This is a genomic window from Gluconobacter sp. P1D12_c (assembly GCF_018812105.1).
GTDB lineage: Bacteria > Pseudomonadota > Alphaproteobacteria > Acetobacterales > Acetobacteraceae > Gluconobacter > Gluconobacter oxydans_A.
In genome coordinates this window covers 1-401 of sequence record NZ_JACSIQ010000658.1, presented here as the reverse complement: position 1 = coordinate 401, position 401 = coordinate 1, and the positions used below count along the sequence as shown (strand labels likewise).

At 66.0% G+C, this 401-nt stretch carries 1 protein-coding gene; it reads left to right on the top strand.

What is annotated here, in order from left to right; all coding sequences use genetic code 11:
- Positions 1–176 precede the first annotated feature (176 nt).
- On the top strand, positions 177–401 hold a 225-nt coding region (locus KP705_RS18620; protein ID WP_215765383.1), incomplete at its 3' end, for a hypothetical protein.

Here is a 401-nt window from a genome sequence, read left to right as displayed (position 1 = left end):
GACGGCAGGGCTCATGGGCTGGCGCGTTGCAGCCCGTGCAGGCGATTGTCAGCGCCGGATCGCCACCTTCCCAGTGCTCGTTGCACTTGCGGCAGGATACGGGCTCCTGCGTRTCGGTCCAGCGCATCGGAGGCCGGCCACGGGGGGTTGGAACATAGGGAAACTGGTAGCGTCGCATGATGCTCGATCCATCTCTGGTTCTTCAAACATCCTTGCGACGGCCTGTCGGTCGCCCGCGCTGCAACAGTGCCGCGCAGCGGCAGGATCGGCGTCATCCGGACCCACGCGCAGGCGGCGCAGCCGGCGAGCATGGGGAGGACGGACGGCGATCCACCTGTTGCAGCGCGGGCGACCGACAGGCAGCGCCTTGTTTTCCCTCTTGGCTTTTCATGCTTTTTGCC